Source organism: Aeromonas sp. FDAARGOS 1405 (genome assembly GCF_019048265.1).
Classification (GTDB): Bacteria; Pseudomonadota; Gammaproteobacteria; order Enterobacterales; family Aeromonadaceae; genus Aeromonas; species Aeromonas veronii_A.
The window spans coordinates 2,987,613-3,007,417 of the sequence record NZ_CP077311.1; the positions used below are offsets into that span (position 1 = coordinate 2,987,613).

The 19,805-nt window shown below is 58.1% G+C and carries 16 protein-coding genes; 10 read left to right on the plus strand and 6 right to left on the minus strand.

Annotation, left to right across the window (positions count from 1 at the left end; translation table 11 throughout):
• Positions 1–70: 70 nt before the first annotated feature.
• Together I6L35_RS13955 and I6L35_RS13960 are read left to right on the plus strand one after the other, a co-directional pair.
• Entirely contained in the window at positions 71–601 is a 531-nt protein-coding gene (locus I6L35_RS13955) for a hypothetical protein (RefSeq protein WP_216978484.1), read from the plus strand.
• A gap of 141 nt (positions 602–742) precedes the next feature.
• Positions 743–1,030 (plus strand): hypothetical protein, encoded by a 288-nt coding sequence (locus I6L35_RS13960; protein ID WP_216978485.1) that lies wholly within the window; start codon positions 743–745, stop codon positions 1,028–1,030.
• Between the two features lie 136 nt (positions 1,031–1,166).
• On the opposite strand, the gene cysS is transcribed toward I6L35_RS13960, so the two are convergent.
• On the minus strand, positions 1,167–2,543 hold the full coding sequence (gene cysS / locus I6L35_RS13965) for a cysteine--tRNA ligase (protein ID WP_041208491.1): 1,377 nt from the start codon (positions 2,541–2,543) through the stop codon (positions 1,167–1,169).
• 212 nt (positions 2,544–2,755) lie between these two features.
• Here cysS and I6L35_RS13970 point away from each other — a divergent pair, with 212 nt between their 5' ends.
• The 4 genes from I6L35_RS13970 (at position 2,756) to I6L35_RS13985 (ending at position 8,514) form a co-directional block, all read left to right on the plus strand.
• Positions 2,756–3,253 (plus strand): peptidylprolyl isomerase, encoded by a 498-nt coding sequence (locus I6L35_RS13970; protein WP_033115878.1) that lies wholly within the window; start codon positions 2,756–2,758, stop codon positions 3,251–3,253.
• On the plus strand, positions 3,243–4,040 hold the full coding sequence (locus I6L35_RS13975; RefSeq protein WP_216978486.1) for a DUF4269 domain-containing protein: 798 nt from the start codon (positions 3,243–3,245) through the stop codon (positions 4,038–4,040). Before I6L35_RS13970 ends, I6L35_RS13975 begins: the two co-directional genes overlap by 11 nt.
• The gene (lpxH, locus tag I6L35_RS13980) at positions 4,037–4,792 is read left to right on the plus strand and encodes a UDP-2,3-diacylglucosamine diphosphatase (RefSeq protein WP_216978487.1); all 756 of its coding nucleotides are present in this window, start codon (positions 4,037–4,039) and stop codon (positions 4,790–4,792) included. The genes I6L35_RS13975 and lpxH overlap by 4 nt, the downstream gene beginning before the upstream one ends.
• Before the next feature lie 299 nt (positions 4,793–5,091).
• The gene (locus I6L35_RS13985; protein WP_216978488.1) at positions 5,092–8,514 is read left to right on the plus strand and encodes an ImpA family metalloprotease; all 3,423 of its coding nucleotides are present in this window, start codon (positions 5,092–5,094) and stop codon (positions 8,512–8,514) included.
• Between the two features lie 167 nt (positions 8,515–8,681).
• Here I6L35_RS13985 and nrfD read toward each other — a convergent pair whose 3' ends face one another.
• From nrfD to I6L35_RS14005, 4 genes are all read right to left on the minus strand, one after another.
• Entirely contained in the window at positions 8,682–9,635 is a 954-nt protein-coding gene (gene nrfD, locus I6L35_RS13990; protein ID WP_216978489.1) for a cytochrome c nitrite reductase subunit NrfD, read from the minus strand.
• Positions 9,636–9,704: 69 nt separating this feature from the next.
• Positions 9,705–10,373, minus strand: coding sequence for a 4Fe-4S dicluster domain-containing protein (locus I6L35_RS13995; RefSeq protein WP_216978490.1), 669 nt, complete (start codon positions 10,371–10,373; stop codon positions 9,705–9,707).
• Positions 10,370–10,990 carry a cytochrome c nitrite reductase pentaheme subunit gene (gene nrfB, locus I6L35_RS14000; protein ID WP_005346804.1) on the minus strand — a complete coding sequence of 207 codons (621 nt, stop codon included), beginning with the start codon at positions 10,988–10,990 and terminating at the stop codon, positions 10,370–10,372. Before nrfB ends, I6L35_RS13995 begins: the two co-directional genes overlap by 4 nt.
• A 153-nt stretch (positions 10,991–11,143) precedes the next feature.
• A complete protein-coding gene (locus I6L35_RS14005; protein ID WP_216978491.1) occupies positions 11,144–11,755 on the minus strand; it encodes a c-type cytochrome in 612 nt (203 codons plus the stop codon).
• A 245-nt stretch (positions 11,756–12,000) separates the two neighbouring features.
• Between I6L35_RS14005 and I6L35_RS14010 the strand changes: the two genes are divergently transcribed.
• The 4 genes from I6L35_RS14010 (at position 12,001) to I6L35_RS14025 (ending at position 18,720) form a co-directional block, all read left to right on the plus strand.
• Positions 12,001–14,085: an OmcA/MtrC family decaheme c-type cytochrome gene (locus I6L35_RS14010; protein ID WP_216978492.1), complete on the plus strand. Its 2,085-nt coding sequence runs from the start codon at positions 12,001–12,003 to the stop codon at positions 14,083–14,085.
• Between the two features lie 55 nt (positions 14,086–14,140).
• A complete protein-coding gene (locus I6L35_RS14015; protein ID WP_216978493.1) occupies positions 14,141–15,115 on the plus strand; it encodes a DmsE family decaheme c-type cytochrome in 975 nt (324 codons plus the stop codon).
• 11 nt (positions 15,116–15,126) lie between these two features.
• On the plus strand, positions 15,127–17,112 hold the full coding sequence (locus tag I6L35_RS14020; RefSeq protein ID WP_216978494.1) for an MtrB/PioB family decaheme-associated outer membrane protein: 1,986 nt from the start codon (positions 15,127–15,129) through the stop codon (positions 17,110–17,112).
• A 252-nt stretch (positions 17,113–17,364) separates the two neighbouring features.
• Complete coding sequence (locus tag I6L35_RS14025) at positions 17,365–18,720, plus strand: 8-oxoguanine deaminase (protein WP_216978495.1); 1,356 nt, start codon at positions 17,365–17,367, stop codon at positions 18,718–18,720.
• Positions 18,721–18,890: 170 nt separating this feature from the next.
• On the opposite strand, the gene I6L35_RS14030 is transcribed toward I6L35_RS14025, so the two are convergent.
• Complete coding sequence (locus tag I6L35_RS14030; RefSeq protein WP_216978496.1) at positions 18,891–19,709, minus strand: ABC transporter substrate-binding protein; 819 nt, start codon at positions 19,707–19,709, stop codon at positions 18,891–18,893.
• Positions 19,710–19,805 lie beyond the last annotated feature (96 nt).

Consider the following 19,805-nt stretch of genomic DNA (forward strand, 5'->3'; position numbering starts at 1 on the left):
ATAGTATGGTTAAAGTTTTTATCAGCGTTGCTCACGTCTTAATTGGACATTAGGTTTAATGGAGATGATTATGAAATCGGATGTTGGCTATGAGCCTGAGGAAAATCTTGTTTCTCAGAGGCGTGGCAAATGGTCTGTTCCCGATATTCCTCATAAAGGCTGGAATTGCGTCCATATTGAAGATTTGGAATCAACAGAACAAACATGTGAAATGTGCGAATCTCAAGAAATAAGGTATGTGCATCACATGCAACACCATAATCACCCTGATATATTAAAGGTTGGTTGTATATGTTCAGGTCACATGGAAAGTGATCTTACCGCTGCAAAGTTACGCGAACGGACAGTAAGAAACTGGTCAAGCCGTCGCAAGCGTTGGTTAACTAGAAATTGGAAATTGTCACAAAATGGTAATCCTCGTTTAAATATCGAAGGGTTTTGGGTCACTGTTTACCAAAAAGGTGATAAATGGGCCGCAACTGTAAGCTCCAAAGATGGTAGCTATCGTAAGTTTTTATATCGTAACTATGATCATGAACAAGAGGCTAAACTGGCAGCTTTTGATCTATTTATGCTGGCTGTTGCGGTCAAAAACGCATAACAAACGCCTCAAGAGGGACTGTCAACGCGCGGAGTTTCCAGTCCCATTGAGCCGCAGTGGTTACGTTTGTTGTGATTTAGTTTAGTGATAGTGCGTTACCAGCCCCTTAAGCAGGCGTTATATAGTAAAGGAGAAATCTACATGGGACGTAGAAATTCAATATTAGAAGAACTGTTAGAGCAATTATGGGAACTTACTGGCTACTTTTGGCAAGTTGGAGCCGCTATTACTCTTCTGCTTTCGTATCTCACTTACCGTGCATATAACTGGATTTCCAATGTAGAACAAAGTTCCTTTGGCAAACCAATCAATGTCTTTTTTGAACAATTGTATTGGCTGTATTATTTTATTCCGTTACTTTTCCTATTTTTAACTGTTATGTTCGGTTTAAAAAGTTATGCCTCATATCGTAAGCAAAAAGGCATATAACATAGCATTTAAAACATTGGTCACCGTAAGGATGCCAAGGCTTCGGCAGACCACAAACAAAAACCGCAGCCCAAGGGCTGCGGTTTTTTTATTCGCTCAACCTGTTGGCACTAGACGCCAACAAGGCCAACCAGCCTTAGGCACGGCGCCAGCTGGTCTTGCCGGCGCTGTCTTCCAGCACGATGCCCATCTCGGTGAGACGGTTGCGGGCGGCATCGGCGGCAGCCCAGTTCTTGTCGGCACGGGCCTGATTGCGCTCGGCGATCAGGCGCTCGATTTCGGCAACCTCTTCATCCGCTTCGTCACCCTTCAAGAAAGCCTCGGGGTCTTGCTGCAGGATGCCGAGCACGGCGCCCAGCTCGCGCAGACGGGCGCCCAGCGCGGCGGCGACGGCCATGTCTTCACCCTTCTGGCGGTTGATCTCGCGCACCAGATCGAACAGAGCGGAGTAGGCTTCCGGGGTGTTGAAGTCGTCGTCCATCGCCTCCTTGAAGCGAGCCACCTGCTCGTCACCACCGGCAGCGGCGGCCACCGGCAGATCGCGCAGGGCGGTGTACATGCGCTCCAGCGCGGCGCGGGCTTGCTTGAGGTTATCTTCCGAGTAGTTGAGCTGGCTGCGGTAGTGGCCAGACATCAGGAAGTAACGGACGGTTTCGGCGTCGTAGTGGGCCAGCACGTCGCGGATGGTGAAGAAGTTGCCAAGGGATTTGGACATCTTCTCTTTATCCACCATCACCATACCGCTGTGCATCCAGGTGTTGACGTAGTCGCCACCGTGGGCGCAGCAGGACTGGGCGATCTCGTTCTCGTGGTGCGGGAACTGCAGGTCGGAGCCGCCGCCGTGGATGTCGAAGTGGTTGCCAAGGTGCTTGGAGTTCATGGCGGAGCACTCGATGTGCCAGCCAGGACGGCCCGGGCCCCAGGGGCTTTCCCAGGTCGGCTCGCCGGGCTTCGACATCTTCCACAGCACGAAGTCGAGCGGATTGCGCTTGGCATCGACCACGTCAACGCGGGCTCCGGCTTGCAGCTGCTCCAGATCCTGCCCGGAGAGCTTGCCGTAGTCGGCGTAGGATTCGACGATAAACATCACATCGCCGTTGTCCGCCACGTAGGCGTGCTCTTTTTCCAGCAGGGATTGCACCAGCTCGATGATCTCTTCGATGTGCTGGGTGGCACGCGGTTCGATATCCGGGCGCACCATGCCGAGGGCGTCGAAGTCGGCGTGCATGTCGCCAATCAGACGCTCGGTCAGCTCGTCGCAGGTCACTTGGGTCTCGGCGGCACGCTTGATGATCTTGTCATCCACGTCGGTGATGTTGCGCACGTAGGTAAGGTCGTAACCGGCGTAACGCAGGTAGCGAGCGACCACATCAAAGGCGACGAAGGTGCGGCCGTGGCCGATATGACAGTGATCGTAGATGGTGACACCACACACATACATGCCCACCTTGCCCGGGTGGATAGGTTTGAATTCTTCTTTTTGACGAGTGAGTGTGTTGTATATCTTCAGCATCTTCTAACCACTGCCTGTGAGTAAAATGGTTGGTCATGATACCCCGTTCAGGGGCAGAAAACGAGGCAGAAAACGTGGCCAATCCCGCCTGCCAGCACGGTTACGGCGCCAGAGAGACTATGCCGCCAGCCCCTGATGGGCTAGAATTGCCACCACTTTATGCCATACACCTGCGGGCACTTCGTCGTCCGCATCAAATGAAAGGACATATCATGGTCACTCTGCACACCAATCACGGCGACATCACCCTCACCCTGAACGCTGAAAAAGCCCCGGAAACCGTGGCCAACTTCCTGCAATACTGCCGTGACGGTCACTACGACAACACCATTTTCCACCGCGTCATCGACGGCTTCATGATCCAGGGCGGCGGCTATGCCCCGGGCTTTGAAGAGAAAGACACCCGCGCCCCCATCAAGAACGAAGCGGCCAACGGTCTGTCCAACAAGATCGGCACCATCGCCATGGCTCGCACCATGGAGCCGCACTCTGCCAGCGCCCAGTTCTTCATCAACGTGAACAACAACGACTTCCTCGACTTCAAATCCGCCACCACTCAGGGCTTCGGCTACTGCGTATTCGGTGAAGTGACCGCCGGTATGGACGTGGTCAACAAGATCAAGGGCGTCAAGACCGGCAACTACGGCCGTATCCATCAGGACGTTCCGACCGAAGACGTGGTGATCACCAAGGTGACCCTTGCTGACTGATCTCTGCCGACTTGGCACTGACAAAACTGCGGCCCCGGCCGCAGTTTTTCCATCTGCCTCCCCCACTGCCAGCCCAAACTGGCGCCGCCTCGACTATCTGGCCCACGGCAACCCGCGCCAGCGCTCGGCCCATGCCCTGCTCACCGCCGGTGTGTGGGATGAGCTGGCCGCGCAGTGCGCCGATCTGGCGCTGGTGAGCACGCTGGCCATCGGCCTCGATCGGCCCGGCAGCGATCTCGATATTCTCTGCCAGCATCCTGATCCGGCGGCGTTTGCCGCAACGCTCGAAGCTCAAGGTTGGCAAGCGAGCGTCAAGGGCGACAATATCTGGCTGCTGGAGCGCACCTTTTCCTGCCTCGACCAGAGCTGTGCTAATAGCGGTTCTGACAAGAGCGATGCCTGCTTGCTACTGGAGCTCTATGTCACCCCAGCTCCCATCGAGATGCAGAACGGCTGGCGCCACCTCACCTTGATGGCGGCCCTGCTAGAGCGTTTTGGTGATGCCTTCTACCGTGACGTGCTACGTCTGCGCCTTGAAGAGGGACTAAAAGGGGAGGCGGCCATGTGCCGGTTGCTGGGGCTGGCGGGAGATCCTTATGAAGCGCTGCTGACGCTGGAGGGACGCAATCTTGCCGAGCTGGCATGGCAGCCGCCATCCCGTGACGATATCCATACCTCAACTGGCGCGATGGCGCCCGCAGCGCACTATTCGTCCCCTGTTGTGTCTACTACCTCTGCCACCCCTGTTTGCCCTGTTTCGACCGAGAGCCCGACCCCCACATCATGAGCACCCTCTTTATCAGTGACATTCACCTCTCTGCCCAGCGGCCCGATATGACCGCGGCACTGGTGCGCTTTCTCGAGCACGACGCCCCCGGCGCCGATGCCCTCTATGTGCTGGGGGATCTCTTCGAATTCTGGATTGGCGATGATGACCCCAATCCGCTCCATCAACAGATGGCCGATGCCTTCTTGGCCCTGAGCCAGCAGAACGTGCCCATCTACTTTATCCACGGCAACCGTGACTTTCTGCTGGGCCAGCAGTTTGCCAAGCGCGCGGGGATGACCCTGCTGGGGGACCCCTGCGTGATCGACCTCTATGGGGAGCGGGTGGTGCTGAGCCACGGCGATCTGCTCTGCACCCTGGATCTGGGGTATCAGAAGTTTCGTCGTATCACCCAGCTCAAATGGCTGCGCTGGCTCTTTTTGCGACTGCCGCTTGCCCGCCGTCAGGCCATCGCCAGCAAGATGCGCGGCCAAAGCCAGATGGAAAATGCCCACAAGAGCCAGATCATCATGGATGTAACGCCCGCGGCGGTGGACGACACCCTGCGCGCCCACGACTGCCGGATGATGATCCACGGCCACACCCACAGACCCGCCATCCACGACTTCATCCTCGATGGCCACCCCGCGCGGCGTATCGTGCTGGGGGACTGGTTCGAGCAAGGCTCGGTGCTGGTCTGTCGCCCCGGCGAGCAGCAGCTGGAGATGCGGGCGCTGGCAACGATCGACCCCGCCGCTCATCCATCCGTCTGACATCCCCCCTGCGAGGGTTGCAGGCAAAACCTGCGGCCCAGCATCCCCTGTTAACCCGGTGAAGCGACTCATTACGGTGAGCTCAGGCTGGTATGGCCTGTGCTGATGGGGTGCTCGCCCCATCCCTATCGGTTCTGCTGCGCCAGCAACACCAAATACGGCAAACGCCGGCCAAAAAACACATCCAACATGCTGAAAATAAAGATAATTAACCATTCAATCAGCGTTGAAATAAATGAAACCGCTCATTAGACTACCGACTCCTCCCACCCGTCGTAACACAAGGAACGTATCAGACAATGAAAAAGACGGTTCTCACTCCCTTACTGGCGCTGTTGATCACAGGCTGTGGCGGCGGTGATGGCGAACAGGAAGAGACCCCTGTCACCCCCAACTATTTCGAGGCATCCAGCAAGAGCAGCGCGGGCGGACAGTTGAACCCCACCAGCCTGCGGTTGGCGGCGGGTGAACAGGGGCGCTTCTCGGTACAGGCTGACAGCGGTTACCTCCTGACCGGGATAAGCGGATGTGATGGCACCCTGGACGGCCTCACCTATACCACTGGCCCCATGAGCAGCGATTGCCAGATCTCGGCCAGCTTCACGCAGGAGAGTGCCGCCGTCTATTTCAACGCCACCACCCAAGCTTCTCAGGGGGGCGTACTCAGCCCCGACGCCCTGCGTCTGAACGCCGGTGAACAGGGCCGTTTCACCGTGCAGCCCGAGAGTGGCTTCGTGCTGGCGCAGATCGCTGGGTGTGAGGGCACACTGACGGGCAACACCTATACCACAGCACCCATGCGCGCCGATTGTCAGATCTCGGCTCGCTTTATCAGCGATGCCGCCAATGCGATTGCCCGGGAAGATCATACCCTTGCCAGCGAGCAATCCCTGATCGCCCATGCCCGTGCGGCGATTGCCGACAGTGAGACGCACCGCACTGAGCTGGTTCGCAGCCTCTATCAGGGAATGGCACAGATCAGCTGGAACCCGAGCCACGACTCCATCACCTTTTCCAGCTTCCAACCGGAGAGCACGGTGACCCTGCTCCCCTCCAACATCAATGGCAAGGGGGAGAGCGAGATCCGGGGGCTGGTGATGGTCTCCGAGCAAGCCGATTACCGTCAGGCAGCCATGGGGGCGAACCTGTTTTCCGTTGACCGCACAGCGCAGAGCGAGGCGCTGCTCAAGGGGCTGATTGGCTGGCTGACCCGGGGCAAGGATAGCGATGGCCTGCGCATCCTCACCGCCCAGATGCCAAGCCGCACCGATAGCTGGTATTTTCCCCATAACGAAGGCGTGCGGGACTGGCTCAAGGCGATCTATCCCGACAAGCACAGCATCAACCCGGCCAATACCTGCGATTATCAGGCGTTGAGTGACTGTATCGACACCATGGCGCCGGAGCTTATCGTGATCAGCGATATCGACCGCCAGGGGCTGGGGTATCAGGGGATCGCACAGGGGATTGCCAAGGCCAAAGCGGCCGGGATCCCGCTGCTGCTCTCCAACTATCGGCGCGATGCCAGCCCGCTGCTAAGCCCCCTCTATCTCGATATGGGGCTGGTTACCTGGGGCAACTACTGGTCAAAACTCAGAGCCAGCGATCTGGCAGTGAACACCATCATGGCACCCGACGCCCAGCTGATGGCGGTCGATACCCTGCTTGGCAACCTTCTGGATCGCAACTTCACTACCCAGTGGCTCGATAGCTGCGGCGGCAACTTTATCAATTGCGGTGGCTCGGAGAGCTTCAACCAGCAGTTCAAGCTGGGTGCCGACTGGCTGAGAAATGGGGCCATCACCCTCGACAAGGCCGGGATCAGTCCCTTTGCCCGTGACGGCGTGACACTGTTGCCCGCCACCCTGCTGCTGGCCGACAAATACCGTGCCGCCATCGACTACCCGATTGCCTGGGATGAGCATCAATCCTGGCAGCAGGCGATGTTTGCCGACTGGCTGGTGAGCTATGCCCGCACCCGTACCCCGGCCCAGCCCGATCTGGGGGAGTACGTCACCGATCGCAACAAGGTGGTGAAGGGACAAGCGGCTCACTACGCCTATCCCGCAACGCTCACCGACAGTCGGCGCATTGCGGTTCCCTACAGCGGGCAGTGGACCACCACCGGCTGGTATGCCCTGCCGGGACAAACCATCACCCTGAGACGCACCGATAACGCCGAGGTGTCCGCTACCGTCCGACTCAACTACCACAGGCCCAATACCAATCGCGCCTATGAGCAGAAGATCTATCGAGCCCCGCTGGAGCTGGCCACCGGGCGGCTGATCTTGGCCAAGGGGGGCAGTGTCACCTTCACCTCGCCCTATGGCGGCCCTATCTACCTCTATCTGGAAGGGGCGGCTGCATCGCTGGCCGTCCAGGTGAGCGCCACGGGCGTCACCCGTCATCCGGCCATCATGGATTTCAGTGATGAGCAGCAGATACGAGAGTTCAACGAGCGGCTGGAACAAACCGAGCTGCCCCATATCGATCTGCGGGCCGATGGCGCCGAACAGCATCTGCGCCGGGATCGCTTCACCAAGGCGGTTGGTGGCGTCATCCCCGACACCAATGCCCTGCTCGACAGCATCGCCCGGGATCACATCAATGGTGTCTACACCCTGGCGGGCCTGAAAATTCAGGGCAAGGGGCTCGATGAGTCGCTGCCTGCGGATGTTAAAAACGCCTGCGTGGCACTGTTGGGGGAGGGGTGTCTCGATGAATCGCTCCATACCCGCACCATCATCCAGCATGCCAACTATGACCAGAATGCCCATTGCGGCAGCGGTTGCAGCGGCAACCCGTGGGACTCTTCCGGCAGCATCAGCCCGACCGGCTGGCTCGACAATCACGAGCTGGGCCACAACCTGCAGACCAACCGGTTGAACGTGCAGTACGCTGCGGCAGGCGATGCCGACAACTGGAGTGGCTACGGGAGCCGGGCGGGGGAAAACTCCAACAACATCTTCCCTTATGTGGTGAAGTGGCGCGCCCATTATCTGAGGGATGGCAACACGGCGCCCATCAAGGATGGGCACATGAATCACAAGGATCTCTTCTATGTGTTCATGTCTGATGCGGCGCAGGTAAGGGACAGGAGTGGCAACCGCGTCGTGCTCGGGGCCAACTGCAAGGTGCTCGATACAGGCGAGAGTCGCTACGAAGCCCCCTGGAAGAGCAATGCCTACGCCGTCCACAACGGCTATCGCATGGCGTTTTATATCCAGATGGCATTGCGCGCCCACCGTATGCTCCTGACTGATGGCACCCGGCTGAACGATGGCTTCACTCTCTTCACTCTGCTTTATCAGCATTCACGGATCTTCGGCGCGGCGGCCGACAGTGAAGCGCAGTGGAATGCCAACAAGGATAGGCTCGGCTTTAGCCTGTTCCCCTACTCGGGGCATGCGGTCTATGGCGGCAAACGGGTGCGCGACATACCGGGCAATGACTTTATGCTGGTTGCACTCAGTCGGCTCACCGGTTGGGACTGGCGCAATCACTTCGATCTGCTCGGCCTGCGTTACTCAAGCCTCGCAGTCGCTCAGGTGCAGGCCAACCAGCGTTATGGCAGCCTGCCGATGGGGATGTATGTGCTGGAGGATGACCTGCCCCCAGCCAACATGAGCGAAGGCGTCACATTCTTGCCACTCTCCGAAAGCGACGGGTCCACTCTCTGGCCCCGCAACAGTGGCTCGCCGAGCATCTGCCCGGTTCCCTGAATCCGGTCATCACGATAACTACGACAAGCGCCCGGCAGGGCGCTTGTTATTTATCCCGCCTTTGGCCCCATGGTGGATGCCGAGGAGGTGGGGGGAGAAGAACGAGCCGAAAGTGTGTCAGCCTATGCAAGGGCGAGACTCATAAATGACCCATTCACGCGACCATGTTACAGCACCGTCATCTGACCGGCATAGAGGATGAAGTAGCGCAACAGCAAGATCCCCACCAGGCTCAGGCTGCAGACCAGCACCAGATGGGAGCGCTGGTGCTGGCGAGCTGGCGAGCTGAGCAGCCCCAACAGTTGGGGAAGCAGGATGCCGATGCCAATCACGCCAAACCAGAAGACCTGCGACCAGAAGCCGCCGCCTATGGCCGCCCACATCGCTGCCTCCCGCTGGCCGCCACCGAAGTAGAGGCCGGTGAAGAAGCAGACCAGCAAGAAGATCTCGATGGCCACGATGGGGCGCTCGAAGCGGTGTACAAAGCTCACCCCCTTGCTATGGCTGCTCTCCTTGAACAGAGTCACCGCCAGCAAGATGGTGGAGGCTACCCCCGAGCTGATACCGGATACCAGAAACAGCGCCGGCAGGATCGGGTTGTTGAGCATGGGGTAGGTCTTGAGCGCCGAGAGCAGGAAGCCGGTATAGGCCCCCAGCAGTACGGCCAGCAACAACAACAGGGGAGTAAGCAGTCGCTCAAGCTGTGCCACCTTGCCTATCAGGGTATCGATGAAGGCGAACCTGTCCGCCAGCAGGTGCCGCCGCAGCCCCTCGATCTCGGCTCTGAAGAGCACCGCCAGCCAGGCAAACAACACAGTCATATAGACCTGAAACAGCATGACCCCCATCGACATCACGGAATCGAACTGATAGTGGAACATCAGCTTCCAGAAGGTCCAGGGACGAGCCAGGTGGAAGATGAGGATCAGCAGCCCCAGTATCACGCTGAGCGGGGCCAGAATGGCGGTCGCCCTGATGATGCCGTTCTCGCTGCCGGCCCCGCGCTGGCGCAACAGCACCGAGAGGGTGACTGAACCGGCGGAGATCCCCAGCAGAAAGAGGTAGATGGCGATGGGACCATCCCAGACCAGTGAGTCGAAGTGAAATGCGTTATGCCACATGGTACACACCTCCCGTTTCGCTACTCACCATCTGCAGAGGGATACCGCCATGATGCGGGTTATGTGGACTCATGATTTTATCTCCCCTTTTGGTACCCGATACATCTTGGGCGAGGTGCCGAGGAACTGTTTGTAGCGATAGGTGGTCTCGTGCACCAGCCGCTTGGCGATCGGGCTGTGAGGATCATCCAGATTGCCGAACACCAGCGCCTTGGTAGGGCAGGCTTCGACACAGGCGGGTTGCTTGCCGTTGGCCAGATTGGTCTTGCGGCAAAAATCGCACTTGTCGGCAGTGCGGGTGACCGGGTTGATAAAGCGGACCTGATAAGGACAGGCTGCCAGACAGTAACGGCAACCGACACAGAGATCGGGGTTGATGTCGACGATGCCATCCTCGGCCCGGATATGGGATGCGCCCGTCGGGCAGACATGCACACAGGGGGCGTTATCACAGTGCTGGCAGGACTTGCGGAAAAACCGGTACTCCTGTTCCGGATATTCACCCACAGGCCCGGTACGCAGGATCTGCAGGCGAGCTACCCCTTGTGGCACCTGATTGACTTCCCGGCAGGCATCCATGCAGGCGGTACAACCGATGCAGGCGGTCTCATCGTGGATCATGCCGTAGCGTATCCCCCCGATGGTCATGCTGTTGGCCAGGGCGCGGGGCGACCCCGTCATCAGGATCAAGGCGCTGGCACTCATCCCCACCATAAACTCGCGACGGGTCGTGCTCATGCGCCCTCCTTGGCCGCGGCTTGCTGCCTGGCCTCATGCTGCTTGCTGTGGCAGTCGACGCACAGCTTGATGCGGGCCTTCTCGGGGATGCCGACCATGGGCTCTTTGGCCGGGTGCAACTGATGGCAGCTGGTGCAGGTCACGCGAGTCGCATGCACGTCGTGGGCCCACAGCGCCTTGCGCAGATCATCGGGCTCATGGCAGCTCATGCAGACGCCGTTTTGCTGGCTGAGCGGGAAGGCATCGTCGCCAAAGCGCATCACGTCGACAATGCCGCCACGCTGTTTGCGGTGCTGGGCTGACGGGTTGCCGTGACAGTTGGTACAGGTCACCGCTTCATTGGTATTGGGGTTGGTGACGCTGGCATGCTTGCCATGCATCCCCTCGTTTCCGTCGTGGCACTTGTCACACTTGGCGAAACGGGCGGCAGCTTTTTTCTCGGCTGCGGCTTTCTTCGCGGCTTTGGCCTGGCGTGCGGCCAGTGCATCGGCGGCACTGCTATCGGCCACAGTGCTGACGGCGGCAGACGCTGGTTCGACGGCGGTCGCTGCGAGGGCAAACTCGCTTGCACCCAGACAGATCGTGGCAAGCAAGGCCCACTGCATTATTTTTTTCATACTGGACTCCGGATCAAAGAGGTTCAGCGGCGTTATCCACCCCCTGACAAGAAAAAGAGCGACAAATACCTCCCAAAATGCCAGAAACGGGCAAGAGTCCCCCACCCACGACAGAGTGGGGGCTTGATCAATGGATAAACCTGACCGCTTTGGTTATTGCTGGCTGGCGTAGTACTCGGCCAACGCCTTGAGGTCGGCATCACTCATGGCAATGATGGCGTTATTCATCTTCTCGTCATTGCTGCGCTTGCCAGCCTTGAACTCTTGCAGGGCCATCAGTATGTAACCTTTTGGCTGACCGGAGAGGATGGAGGCTTCATCATCGGCAACGGAGCCACCTTCGGAGTGACACTTCTTGCAACCAGACTCTTCATGCAGTTTTTGTCCTGCTTTGGCCAGTGCGGTATCGAACGGCTGTTTCATCGGTTGGTAGGGCAGTTCGGCATAGTAAGCTGCCAATTCGTCGATCTGATCGTCGCTAAGACCCTTAACAATGTCGGTCATGTTTCCCTGTTTGCTGGTGTCACCGGTGACATGATTAACGGTCTTAGCAGGGCGGCCATCCAGGTAGCTTCGCATCTGCTCCGCAAGATTAGATTCTGCTATTCCGGCGATTGTCGGAATATCTGTATGTGAGCTGATCCCCTGATTACCGTGACATGCGTTACATGTTTTGGCCATCTCGTCGACCCCGGCAAAGGCTGGCCCAATTGAACCAATCAACAGAGATAACCCCACCACTTCCAATTTCATGCTTCGCTTCATTTTGCACTCCTAGTGACATAAAAATCGTAAAAGCCAGTCTATACAGTTTTTTTATTCGAAAAAGTGGGCTTAATCCCGCTTTTGAGACTTCTATCAACGTCGAGCACTATATAAACCTTATAATTCGGATGGAAATGGTTTTTGACCAAAAGAGGGTCCAAAGGGGCCTAATGTTGCATGTTTTTGGGGCTTTTCTGACACAGCTCATACATGAAATAAAAATCCGATAAAAAAGGATAAACAAGATGAAATACTGGAAAGCGCTGGTGGCCGCTGCAATGGTGCTCACCCTCTCGGCCTGCGGTGGCGGGGGGGATGGCAGTGACAAGAGTGAGCCGCCCCCCCCTCCTCCTGGAACCCCTGACTCTCTGACTATCTCGGCCTCGACACCGGTTCTCACCCCGGATGGTCAGCTCTCGGTGCAGTTCAACGTGGCGGACAAACAGGGTTCGGGTTACGACCTGGGCGCTACGATCCCCTCCTTCACCCTCAACAAGGTGATCCCCGGCCGCGATGCCACACGGCAAGACCCGGCCATCTGGAAGAGTTTTATCTACCGTTCCGGCAAAGCCACCAGTGAAAACAGCGGCAAGCTGGAGCCACTGGGCAATGGGCAATATCGCTACACCTTTGCGATCAACCCCACCACAGTGCAGGATCCCTATCCTTCTGATTCACAAAGCAATAATGGTGTAATTAGCTGGGATGAGACGGCGACTCATCGTCTCGGTATCTTTTTTGGTGGCAGCAACAATGTTCCCGTTACCAACTATGTGCTGGACTGGGTGCCGGCAGGGACGCCCGCCGCTTTGACCCGGGATATCGTGGATCAGAGCAGTTGTAACAGTTGTCACATGAAGCAAGCGATCAAACACGCGGATCGCGCTGACCCCAAACTCTGTGTCACCTGTCACAACGAGAGCAATCCGACCATTGCTACCCGCCGTTCTCTGACGACCATAGTGCACAAGTACCATGGCAATCTGGATAGCACGGATACCAAGACGGTCAGCCACTTTCCGCAAGACCCGCGCAACTGCGATACCTGTCATAAGGACGCTACGCCAGCCACCCTCAATGCCGGTAACTGGCAACATGCCCAGGAAAAAGCCTGTGGTGCCTGTCATGCCGATTCAACCAGCTCCACAGGTTTTGATGCTCACATCACCGGCAAGATCAACAGTGGCGCAGTCTGCACCCAGTGCCATGGCGCTGATCCGGCCAGCAGCAAGTCACCTTATATGGTTCACCTGGGTTACATGGCCAACGAGGCGATTGGACGCGACAAGCTGCAGTTCACGTTCGATGACGTTCGCTATGCCGCTCCCAATATCGAGGTCGAACTGACCGTCACCGTCGACGGTACGCCGGCCGAGAGCGTTAATGACGTGCTGAAATATGTCAAAGATGGCAATCCGGCCATTCTGGTCAACTGGGATCAGGGCCAGGGATTCGAGCTGGCCACCACCAATCCGCAGACCTTCGTCTCTGGCAACAAGATCGAGTTCAGCAAGTGTGTCAGCCAGGGCACAGGCCGCTTCCTGTGCAGCAAAGAGACGGGCAACGAGGTCAACGGCACCCTGGCTGCGACCATCGCCGACTTGAGAGTCTGTGTGGCGCGTAAAGCCGATCGCAACGGGGCGTTTGCCGCAGGGGATCTGCTGCCTTGCAGCAGTACTGCCAGCGCACTCTCCCTGATCGCCATCAATCCGGTCAGCGCCTACTTCCGTGCCGAAGGGGGCATCGACAGCAGCTATCTGCTCAAGGCCGGTGCGGATCTCGCTTCCTGCAACAGTTGTCACAAGGATCTGGCAGTCCACATGAGCAATCATGCGGCCAAGGATATGAGCCAGTGCACCAGTTGCCACAACGCGACCCGTACCTCGTTCTATGCGGGGGTGCCGGGGGACCTGAAATATCACGTCCACTCCTTCCACGCGCTGGGCGCCAAACATGGGGGAAGTGCTACCTTCCCGGGCGATATCAGCAACTGCGAGTCCTGTCATACCCAGGGGCAATACAACCTGCCCAACCAGCAGAACGCGCGCCCCTCTCTGGTCGCCACCACGGCTGACAACAAACAGCCCAAATACTTCAGCCCGGTGCTGGTGGTCTGCTCCAGCTGCCACCTCAAATCACCGCTGGGGTTGGTCAAGCCGGATAGCCCGGTGGCAGGGGATGAGTGGGCTACCCACATGAAGAATAACGGCGCCGTCTTTGGTGCAGAGACGATCGAAGCCGCAACCGGTGTTGAACAGTGTGCCTCTTGCCATGCCGTCGGGCAGGAGCAGGGTGTCGACAAGGTTCACAAGGTCTACGACTTCCGTTGATGAAATCCTGCGGTCAGGGGGTAACCCCTGGCCCTTCGCCGTTGAAGGAAACAAGATGAAAAAGACCATCACGCAGTGGTTATTGGCTGGCATGCTGGCCCTGAGCTGCCTGTCAGCCTGGGCCAAGAGCGATGCCGCGCAACCCGCTGGCGATGCAGATCCGCGACTCCAGATTGAATCGGCTCTGGACAAGAAATTTGACCAGGGAAAATACTCCCCGAAGGGAGCTGATACCTGCCTCAAGTGCCACGATTCAGATTCACGCAAACCCGCGACCGGCATATTCCACAGTGTGCACGGCAATCTGGGCAACCAGAATGGCCCCATGGCCGACCGGCAGTGTGAAGCTTGTCATGGTCCGGCAGGCAACCACACGCGCAATCCTCGCAAAGGAGAGAAACGGGAGCCGATGATCACCTTTGGTCCCGATTCACCTGTGCCGGTCGAGAAGCAGAACAGTGTCTGTCTCTCCTGTCATACCGATACCAACCGGATGGGCTGGCATGCCAGTGTTCATGCGGTCGAGGATCTCTCCTGTACCAGCTGCCACACATTGCACCAGGCCAAGGATCCGGTGATGGACAGCAAGAAACAGGTCGAGACCTGCACCAGCTGCCATGCCGCAGAGAAATCGGATCTGCACAAGCGCACCAGTCATCCCATCCTGAATGGCGAAATGCCCTGCTCCAGCTGCCACAACCCGCATCAGTCACAAAATGAGGCCAGCCTGAAACAGCCAACCGTCAACGAGAGCTGTTACGAGTGCCATGCCGAGAAGCGGGGCCCCTTCCTGTGGGAGCACGAACCGGTGACCGAGGATTGCTCTCTATGCCACAGCCCCCACGGTTCCATCAATCAGGCGCTGCTCAACAAGCGCGTGCCCCAGTTGTGTCAGGAGTGTCACAGCGCCCCCCATGCCAACGTGTCCATCACCGAGGGGGATCTCAAGGTGCGCGGCGGCAGTTGCCTGAACTGTCATAACCAGATCCACGGGACCAACCATCCGAATGGGCAGTCCCTGCGACGTTGAGGAGAGAAGTCATGAAACATTCAACACTTTGGCTCTCCTTGCTGACCATCTTCTCGGCCCATGCCACCGAGGAGCCGCTGGCTGTCGAGGATTACTCTCTGCAATCGGCCAGGGAGGCCAAAACCGCGCGCTGGCGCTGCGCATCCTGTGAAAGCGAGAGTGGCTGGTTTGGTGAGGTGGGGCTGGGGACAGGCTACATCAACGATGATGGCGCGACCCGTTTTCGCAACTGGGTGCCCGCCGCCAACGATACCGGCATGCAGGGGATCTTTAACGCTGACCTGCAGTATCGGGGAGAGGGATCCCGTTATGGCGCACTCGAGGCCAGGGATCTTGGAATGCGCCGTTTCAGCATGTCACTGGAGCAAGGGTTCTATGATGGCGCGCGCGCCAAAATTGGCTACTCCGAAACCCCCTTTTACTGGAACAGCCATGGCAAGAGTGTCTATCGCTCTGACGATGCGCCTATGGCGGCTGGTGCGCTGGCCGAATTTGACAAGGAGGTGGTCCGCAAGAAGCTGACTATGGGGCTTGCCTATACCCCCAAGAGCCCATGGCGCCCTTATGCCGATTTCTCTTATGAGAAAAAAGAGGCAACGCTGGCCACTTATCAGTCCAGCATCCCGGGGATAGGCAGCATGCCGGGCTTTGTACCCAAGCTGGTCGATGGCAGCAGTACCACCCTGGTCAAGAGTGGCATCAGCTACCTGGGTGAAGGCTGGCTGGTTGATCTGGCCTACAACGGCTCACTCTATCGCAACGAGGAGACCGCATTCTATTTCGGTTCGGCCAGCGACCCCTATGCCAATGAGCGGGCTTACGAACCCGACAACAGCTTCCATCAGGTCAGTTTATCCGGCCAGTACAACTGGAACCGGCAGAGTCTGAGCGGTCGCATTCTCAGCAGCCGAACAACGTCGGATGGCAATCTAGCCGCATTCCGGCAGGTGCCGATCACCCAGAGCGATTTCCACGGTGAGATCGATACCATCCAGACCAATGCCAAATGGGTGGGGCGTTTTGGCCGGGATTTGACTCTGCGGGCCGGGGGCGAATACCGGGATCGGCAGGACAACTCGGACAAGCAGGTTGTTATTGGCAAACAACGGCAGCCGGGGGATCGTTCTCACAGTAAAGCCAATCTGGAAGCGGATTACCGCCTGAGTCGATCGGTCAAGGTAACCGGGGGTTACCAGTATCGTGCCGATGAACGGGAGTACGCGGATCGTCGCAAGACGGATGAGCAGACATTGTTCCTCAAGAGTCGCTATCGCCCGGTGGGTGATCTGCAACTGGGGGGGAAACTCTCCTGGAGCACCCGGGATGGCTCTGAGTGGAAGAATAACAATACCAATGTCAGCCCGACCTTGCGTCAGTTCTATCTGGCCAATCGTGACAGGTTCGAGCTGCGTGGCGATCTGCAGTATGCCTTCAGCGAGCAGTTAAGCTCCTCGCTGGAAGGGTGGTGGGCACGGGCAAACTATCCGGAGCCTGACATCGGACTCAGTGAAGGGGAGGACTATGGTATCGATCTGACCCTTAACCAGCAGTTTGATGAGAACCTCAGTGGCCATCTATTCAGCAATGTACAGTGGATCACCTCAAGCCAGAACCATGCTTACACCGGTGCCCCGGACTGGGATCCCTATTCGACCCGGGTTCGTGACCAAATCACTACTCTGGGAGTGGGACTAAGCCAGAAGAAGGCGTTTGATTTGGCGCTGGAACTGGGGGTGGATTACAGCTTCTCCTATGGCCGTGGCCAGACAGATGCCAGCAAGGGTTATGACTACCCCGATCTGACCAGTAAACAGCACCGTCTGGAAGGTTACGCCCTTTATCAGCTCGACGAGAAGCAGTCACTGCGCTGGGATATGCGCTACGAGTTCTACCATGACGTGGATTACCTCTATACCGGTGAGGAGTACAGCATGGGTCATGTGAACCAGAACTATAACGGTTACTTCACCGCTATCTCCTGGCTTTACAAGTTCTAATGCAGCCCATCTTGTAAGGGGAGCCAGGCTCCCCTTTTTTATGTCTGCGGCTCATGCCTGGTCGCTGATTGCAATTGATGCATCTATGCCGTAAGCAGAGTAGCTATCCCCTTGATTTTATAAGGTGATCACAGATTTTTTGCCGCCGCTGGATAGACTGGAGCCACTGCGGTACTGCGCCGCCTCTGGATCAGCAGACAGGGTATAACTGAGCTGGCTCACCCCTATGTGTCACTGATGGAGGAGTCGGCCATGTCCGCTACCCGTATCTGGATCAAAAACCCCCTTGCCACCTTTACCCGCGAAACGGTCGATGGCCGCGGCGGACTGGTGATTGAAAACGGTCTGATTAGCGAGGTGCTGGCGGCAGGCCAGCAGCCTGCCCGGCCTTGCGAGCAGCTGTTCGATGCCCGTGACCATGTAGTGCTGCCGGGCCTTATCAATACCCACCACCACTTCTACCAGACCCTGACCCGTGCCTGGGGGCCGGTGGTCAATCAGCCGCTTTTCCCCTGGCTCAAGACCCTCTATCCGGTGTGGGCAAGATTGACGCCGGATGGGCTGGCGCTGGCGAGCAAGGTGGCGATGGCGGAGCTGCTGCTCTCGGGCTGCACCACGGCCGCGGATCACCACTACCTCTTCCCGCGCGGGATGGAGGAGTCCATCGATATTCAGGTGGCGGCGGTGCGTGAGCTGGGGATGCGCGCCACGCTGACTCGCGGCTCCATGAGCCTTGGCGAAGATGAGGGGGGGTTGCCACCACGCCACACGGTGCAGGGGCAGCAGCAGATCCTCGATGACAGCCTGCGGCTGGTGCGCCAGTACCACGAGCGCGGCGCCGGGGCGCAGATCCAGATTGCGCTGGCTCCATGCTCCCCCTTCTCGGTCACCGAAGAGATCATGGTGGAGAGCGCCAGGCTCGCGGCCGAGTTCGATGTGCGGCTGCACACCCATCTGGCGGAGACGCTGGATGAGGAGGCGTTTTGCCTTGAACGCTTTGGCCTGCGCACCGTCGATTATCTCGAAAAGGTGGGTTGGCTTGGCGATCGCACCTGGCTGGCCCACGGCATCCACTTCAATCCGGACGAGATTGCGCGGCTGGGGGCGGCAGGCACCGGGGTGTGTCATTGTCCCGTCTCCAATATGCGGCTCGCCTCCGGTATCTGCCCGACCCTGGATCTCGAAGCGGCCGGTGCGCCGGTGGGGCTCGGAGTGGATGGCTCGGCCTCCAACGATGCCTCGAACCTGATGCAAGAAGCTCGTCAGGCGCTCTATCTGCAGCGACTGCGTTACGGCGCCGAGCGCATCACCCCACGCAAAGTGCTGGAGTGGGCGACCGTAGGCTCGGCACGGCTGCTCGGGCGCGACGATCTCGGCGAGCTGCTGCCCGGCAAGCAGGCGGATCTGGCGCTGTTCAAGCTCGACGATCTGCGCTTTAGTGGCTGTCACGATCCCATTGCAGCAATCATTTTGTGCGGCGCCGAGCGTGCCGATCGGGTGATGATGGGTGGCAAGTGGCGGGTTGTGGATGGCGCCATCGAGGGACTGGATGTCGAGGGTCTCATCGCTCGTCACAAGGTGGCCGCCGCGGCGCTGGTGCGTGGTTGAACGCAAAGGTCTGTACGAGTAACTCAATGTGGGCAACCCAAGGTGAATAGCCAAAGGAGAGTGCTCGACAAGAACGTACAAGTCGTGCGCGCTTGAGTACAGTGAGCCACAAAACCAGAGGGGCCCATATCGGGCCCCTCTGTATTGGCGGTGTTAAAAGGTGAGGGCTGCTAGTTGGCTGTGCTGGTGGGGGCGCTGTTAGCCGATGTCGTGTTGGCTGCTTCACTTTTGGCTGCCGCAGGGGCGGGCGCCGGGAAATATTTGCTGTGCAGCAGCGGGTACTCACTGCTCGCCAGTACCTGGGTCAAACCGGTCTGGAACTCTTTGACCAGCTCGTCGCTCACCGGATGGCTGAAAGCGAAGCAGAACTGCTCTGAGCTCAGTACCCATTGTTCTTTGAATCGTGCAGGATCAAGCTTTTGCTCCGCGATCAGCTGTTCCATGGTGGTTTTGTTCGTGGAGACCAGATCGATCCGACCTGAGGTGAGCATCTTCAGCGCTTGTGCCAGCCGATTGGCGGCCATCAGCTTGGTCTCGTCAAAGCCGTTGTTGAGTAGCAACTGTTCTCCCACATCAGCCCGCACAGCTCCGATATTGAACGCTTTGGCATCATCGAGTTTGGAGATGGTGATATTGCGCTCGGCCAACCCTACGAGCACGATTTCGGCGTAACCGATGGGACAGGCCCATTTGAACAGGGGATCCCGCGCCTGGGTGCGAGCGGTGGAGAAGAGTACTGCATTGGGTTTTTGGGTCAGCAGGTAGTAACCGCGCGCCCATGGCATGATGGTGATGGGCTGCGGCGGCGTATTGGTCTTTTTCCATACCAGTTGCAGCAGCTCGACCGCGAGGCCGGTGGGGGAGCCGCTGGCATCGGCGTAGTTGTAGGGTTTGTACTCTTCGGTGATGTAGTGCAGTTTGCCGAGTTCAGGACTCGCCTGTGCGAGAGTGGCCAGCAGCGCCCCGGCCAATCCAATCCATGGTTTCATTTTTGCCGTCCTGATCAAGGGAATATCATGCTCAAGTGTGACCAAGCTGGCCGATTTCGCCAAGGCAACAGAGCATGTTTGGCAAAAAACGCGGGC

Bases quoted from the DNA above. Each gene is read 5' to 3' on its own strand.
- I6L35_RS13955 (WP_216978484.1), top strand. From the start codon at position 71: ATGAAATCGGATGTTGGCTATGAGCCTGAGGAAAATCTTGTTTCTCAG.
- I6L35_RS13960 (WP_216978485.1), top strand. From the start codon at position 743: ATGGGACGTAGAAATTCAATATTAGAAGAACTGTTAGAGCAATTATGG.
- cysS (WP_041208491.1), bottom strand. From the start codon at position 2,543: ATGCTGAAGATATACAACACACTCACTCGTCAAAAAGAAGAATTCAAA.
- I6L35_RS13970 (WP_033115878.1), top strand. From the start codon at position 2,756: ATGGTCACTCTGCACACCAATCACGGCGACATCACCCTCACCCTGAAC.
- lpxH (WP_216978487.1), top strand. From the start codon at position 4,037: ATGAGCACCCTCTTTATCAGTGACATTCACCTCTCTGCCCAGCGGCCC.
- I6L35_RS13985 (WP_216978488.1), top strand. From the start codon at position 5,092: ATGAAAAAGACGGTTCTCACTCCCTTACTGGCGCTGTTGATCACAGGC.
- nrfD (WP_216978489.1), bottom strand. From the start codon at position 9,635: ATGTGGCATAACGCATTTCACTTCGACTCACTGGTCTGGGATGGTCCC.
- I6L35_RS13995 (WP_216978490.1), bottom strand. From the start codon at position 10,373: ATGAGCACGACCCGTCGCGAGTTTATGGTGGGGATGAGTGCCAGCGCC.
- nrfB (WP_005346804.1), bottom strand. From the start codon at position 10,990: ATGAAAAAAATAATGCAGTGGGCCTTGCTTGCCACGATCTGTCTGGGT.
- I6L35_RS14005 (WP_216978491.1), bottom strand. From the start codon at position 11,755: ATGAAGCGAAGCATGAAATTGGAAGTGGTGGGGTTATCTCTGTTGATT.
- I6L35_RS14010 (WP_216978492.1), top strand. From the start codon at position 12,001: ATGAAATACTGGAAAGCGCTGGTGGCCGCTGCAATGGTGCTCACCCTC.
- I6L35_RS14015 (WP_216978493.1), top strand. From the start codon at position 14,141: ATGAAAAAGACCATCACGCAGTGGTTATTGGCTGGCATGCTGGCCCTG.
- I6L35_RS14020 (WP_216978494.1), top strand. From the start codon at position 15,127: ATGAAACATTCAACACTTTGGCTCTCCTTGCTGACCATCTTCTCGGCC.
- I6L35_RS14025 (WP_216978495.1), top strand. From the start codon at position 17,365: ATGTCCGCTACCCGTATCTGGATCAAAAACCCCCTTGCCACCTTTACC.
- I6L35_RS14030 (WP_216978496.1), bottom strand. From the start codon at position 19,709: ATGAAACCATGGATTGGATTGGCCGGGGCGCTGCTGGCCACTCTCGCA.